This window comes from Nostoc sp. JL23 (assembly GCF_017115065.1).
Lineage (GTDB): Bacteria > Cyanobacteriota > Cyanobacteriia > Cyanobacteriales > Nostocaceae > Nostoc > Nostoc punctiforme_A.
Genome location: NZ_JABXKN010000031.1, coordinates 1 through 4,815 on the forward strand (window position 1 = coordinate 1; position 4,815 = coordinate 4,815).

The 4,815-nt window shown below is 44.5% G+C and carries 2 protein-coding genes and 2 pseudogenes; all 4 read left to right on the forward strand.

Annotation, left to right across the window (positions count from 1 at the left end; translation table 11 throughout):
• Positions 1-780: pseudogene (locus HWQ42_RS04610) on the forward strand (serine/threonine protein kinase); the annotation flags it as partial.
• 108 nt (positions 781-888) lie between these two features.
• On the forward strand, positions 889-3,717 hold the full coding sequence (locus HWQ42_RS04615) for a PAS domain-containing protein (RefSeq protein WP_292809736.1): 2,829 nt from the start codon (positions 889-891) through the stop codon (positions 3,715-3,717).
• Between the two features lie 8 nt (positions 3,718-3,725).
• The gene (locus tag HWQ42_RS04620) at positions 3,726-4,355 is read left to right on the forward strand and encodes a response regulator transcription factor (RefSeq protein WP_292809738.1); all 630 of its coding nucleotides are present in this window, start codon (positions 3,726-3,728) and stop codon (positions 4,353-4,355) included.
• 207 nt (positions 4,356-4,562) lie between these two features.
• Positions 4,563-4,815, forward strand: a pseudogene (locus HWQ42_RS04625) (disulfide bond formation protein DsbA); the annotation flags it as partial.

The following is a 4,815-nucleotide window of genomic DNA, read 5'->3' on the forward strand; positions in this document are numbered from 1 at the left end:
GCAGGACAGAAAGCAAAAGCTGCGATCGCCTACAATATGGCGAAAAAATATTTAGTCAGAGGTAGAGCATGGTTAGCAGACTCCAGTTGGCAAACTAACTATGACTTGACATTAGATTTATATTTAGAAACAACAGAAGTCGCGTATTTGTGTGGCGAGTTTGAGCAGGTAGAATCCTGGGCAGTGGTTGTTCTGCAAGCAGCCAAAACGGTTCTCGACATTGTGAAAGTTTACGAAGTCAAAATTCAAACTGACATCGCGCAGAACCAGCCATTAGAAGCAATAAATACTGGATTGCAAGTTTTGCAGCAACTGGGAATCAGTTTTCCTGAAACGCCAACTCAGTCAGACATTCAGCTTGAGCTAGACACAATTACATCACTCATTGGCGAGAAGCCAATCGAGGACTTGCTACATTTGCCGGAAATGACCGAACCGGACAAGTTGGCGGCGATGCGAATCTTATCAAGCATCACGATCGCTGCCTATGTTGCGGCTCCTGATTTGATGCTTCTGCTTGTGTCTAAACAAGTAAACTTATCAATTCAATCTGGTAATGCTGTTGTATCTCCCTTTGCCTATGCTTTTTACGGATTAATTCTTTGTGGAACGAGTGGGAACATTGAGATTGGGTACGAGTTTGGACAACTTGCGCTAAATCTATTGTCACACCTTAATGTTCATTCTCTCAGAGCTAGAACATTACTCATTGTGAATAACTTTATTATTCATTGGAAAGAGCATATTAGAAACACAACCCAGCCCTTGCTAGAAGCCTAACAAAGAGGTTTAGAAGTTGGAGATTTAGAGTTTGCTGCTTATTGCGCTCATTGTTATTGCTTCCAATTCTACGCAGTTGGAAAGGAACTCGTAGAAGTTGAGCGCGAGATGACGAAATACAATGAAGCGATTCGTCAAATCAAACAGAAAACGGCGCTAACCTGGAACCAAATATATCAGCAGGCGATCGCAAATTTGATGGGCTTTTCGGTCAGCCTAACTCGCCTAGTTGGCGAATTCTACAATGAAGAAAATGGATTGCCACAACATGAAGTAACAAATGATGGAACGGCAACCTTTGATGTCTATTTCCATAAACTTTTCCTGTGCTACCTATTTTCTGAGTATGCTCAGGCAGTTAAAAACTCAACCATAGCAGAACGTTATTTAATCCGAATAACAGGCACACCTGTTGGTCCTTTTTACTATCTATATGATGCGCTGGCAAGACTCGCCATATACTCTGAAAGCGGCACTCAAGTGCAGGAGGAACTCCTCAAAAAAGTTACGGTTAGTCAGGAGAAAATGAAGCAATGGGCACAGTATGCGCCAATGAATTGTTTGCATAAATATCATCTGGTGCAAGCAGAGATTGCACGAGTTCTAAGTCAGTGGTTTGAAGCAGAGGAATTCTATGAACAAGCAATTCAAGGAGCGAGAGAAAATGGATATCTTCAAGAAGAAGCATTAGCTTATGAATTAGCCGCCAAACATTACTTAGCTCGTGGTAGAGAAAAGTTTGCCCAGATCTACATGAAGGAAGCTCACTATTGCTATGAACGGTGGGGAGCAACTGCTAAAGTCAAAGATTTAGAAACTCGCTATCCACAGCTATTTTCTCAATCATCCAAAGTTTCTACACCAGTTCGCCCCATGACTGGTGAAACCATCTCAAATACCTTACATACTGCTCTCGATTTAGCGACAGTGATGAAAGCAGCTCAAGCAATTTCGAGTGAAATTGAATTGGAGCGATTGCTCAGCTCTCTCATGCAGATTTTAATTGAAAATGCTGGAGCACAAACTGGTTGTCTACTTTTGGAAAACTCAGGGGGATGGGTAATTGAAGCTGCCTGTGAACTGAATGATGGTGAGGATGTCTGTGTGACGCAAGTACTACAAGTAATTCCAATTGCAAATCACTTACCTGAATCTATTATTCAGTATGTAATCCGAACTCATGAATCGGTTATTCTCAATGATGCAACTCGTGAAGGTAATTTCATCCATGAGTCATACATCCAACGCAACCAAACTCAGTCACTGCTCTGTTTGCCGCTGCTGAATCAAAGTAAGCTCGTTGGTGTGTTGTATTTAGAAAATCGATTAGCAACTGGAGTCTTTACACCCGCACGATCAGAAGTGCTGCATCTACTATCAACCCAGGCAGCGATCGCGATCGAAAATGCCACACTCTATGCAAAGCTTCGGGCAAGCGAAAGCAGGATGACTCAATTTCTAGAAGCAGTTCCGGTGGGCATTGGCATCGTCAATGCAGAGGGTTGCCCTTATTACGCCAATCAACGTGGCATTCAACTCATGGGTAAAGGGATTGATCCTGCTGTGCCGGCGGAGCAAATCTCAGAGGCTTATCAATTTTATGTGACGGGAACGGATCAAATCTATCCCACTGAAAAAATGCCAGTTATCCGGGCGTTGAGCGGCGAATGCACCACCGTTGATGACGTAGAAATTCGCCAAAATAGCGCCACCATTCCCATTGAGGTATGGGGCACTCCAGTCTTTGACGAACAGGGCATGGTAGCTTATGCGATTGTAGCCTTTCAAGATATCACTGAGCGCAAACAAGCAGAGAAACTTCTAGCCGACTACAACCAAACGTTAGAACAGCAAATTACTGAGCGGACTTTGCTCCTTTCCCAGGAGATTGAAGAGCGCCAACGAGTGGAGAATGCCTTGCGACAAAGTGAAGAGCAACGCAGGCTGACGATGGACTTCACGCACATCGGTAGTTGCAACTGGAATATCACGGAGAACAAAATAGATTGGAACGACAATTATGCTCGATTGCTGGGGTTAGTTCCCGGTGAGGTTAAGAGCAGCTATCAGGCATGGCGCGATCGCGTTTATCCAGAAGACATTTATCGGGTTGAGCAAGCTGTTACAACAGCTCTAGCAACTCATACTGATTTTGAAGCTGAATATCGAGTCATTCATCCAGATGGCAGTATTCATTGGCTGGTAGGTCGAGGTCGAGGAATTTATGACACAGCTGGACAGCCTGTGCGGATGCTAGGAATAATTCTTGACATTAGCGAACAGCGAAACGCTGCACTGCGCGAACGCAAACGCGCCCAGCAAGCTTCTATTCTGGAAGAACGCAACCGGATGGCGCGAGAAATTCATGATACACTGGCTCAATCCTTCACGGGTATTTTACTTCAGGTTGGAGCAGCAACACAAGTGCTGGCGGATGACCCGGAAGCAACCCAAGTACATCTGGAAATGATTGAGGAACTAGCACGCGCTGGGCTAACAGGGGCACGGCGATCCGTATCAGCACTCCGTCCGCAGCTACTAGAAGAAGGTAATTTAGAGAGTGCCCTGCATCGTATAGTGGCTCAAATGCGATCAACGACCGACACAGCCCTGATTTGCCAAACTCAGGGTACAGCCTATTCCTTACCAACCGAAGTGGAGAATAACTTACTTAGAATTGGGCAGGAAGCATTAACCAATGCGATTAAATACGCAAGTGCTGGCGAAATTCGGGTTGAGTTAGTGTACAACGAAACACAGTTTATCTTACAGATTAAAGACGATGGCAGTGGCTTTGGAGTGGGTAGCATTCCTTTGAGCGGTGGGTTCGGCTTATTAGGAATGAGCGAACGAGCAGAGCGCATTGGCGCACAACTAACAATTCAAAGCCAACCGGGTCAAGGAACAGAAATTATTGTCACTATCAATCGAGAGTGAGAATTACAATGAGCCAATCCACTAAGATTAAACTGCTAATTGTTGATGACCATGCCATAGTCAGAAAGGGTCTAGCAACCATCATTAACCGCGATCCAGAAATGACAGTGATCGCTCAAGCTGAAGATGGGCAGCAGGCGATCGCCGCGTTTCGAGAATACCAACCTGATGTCACACTAATGGATTTACGAATGCCCAAAATGGGAGGTGTTAAAGCCATTATGGCGATTTGTGCTGAATTTAAGCAGGCTCGAATCGCGGTACTCACGACCTACGATGGCGATGAAGATATCTATCGCGGTTTACAGGCGGGCGCTCAAGGCTATCTGCTTAAGGATGCTAAACCTGGCGAGCTTTTGAATGCGATTCGCGCCATTCATAATGGTCAGAAATACATTCCGCCAGAAGTGGGCGCAAAATTATTGCAGCGAATGAGCAATCCAGAACTCAGTGAACGAGAGTTGGAAGTGCTGCGTTTGATGGCACAAGGAATGGGTAATCAAGAAATTGGGACTGTTTTGATTATTGGTGAAAGTACCGTCAAATCTCATGTAAATCGGATTTTGAGCAAATTGGGCGTGAGCGATCGCACACAAGCCGTGATTACTGCTGTTAAGCGTGGGATTGTCAGTTTGTAAGCTGTACTAAAGTTGGTATCCAAATTCCAACTAAAGTTGGAGACAACCTTCCACTACAAGCTGGACGGGTTCATCCGTCACTGGATTGTACAAAAATGTCAACTCAGAGTGGACGACAAGAGAGGGTCAATTGTCTATATTGAATCCATAGCAATGTTAGCGCAGTTGGGTTGTAAGGCAAAAGTATTGCTTAATACAAACCGAAACATGATCTACGACCGTGATAATCGTTCTTTATTCGTTCTGCCTTCAACCCAGGATCATATTCAAGGTGTACTGAATGCTGCTGTAGTATTCGTCATGTATGGAGATTATGAATGTTTTCAAAGTGCCAACGTCTATCGATTGATTAAAGTTGCCGGGCAGCAATTGAAGTTGGAGTTTGGAGAAAACAATTTAGGTTTTATCTTCCGTCACTTTCCTCAGGTACAGATTCATCCACATGCTCAACGGGCAGCGT

Excerpts from the sequence above, each read along its gene's own strand:
- HWQ42_RS04615 (WP_292809736.1), top strand. The coding sequence starts at position 889 with ATGACGAAATACAATGAAGCGATTCGTCAAATCAAACAGAAAACGGCG.
- HWQ42_RS04620 (WP_292809738.1), top strand. The coding sequence starts at position 3,726 with ATGAGCCAATCCACTAAGATTAAACTGCTAATTGTTGATGACCATGCC.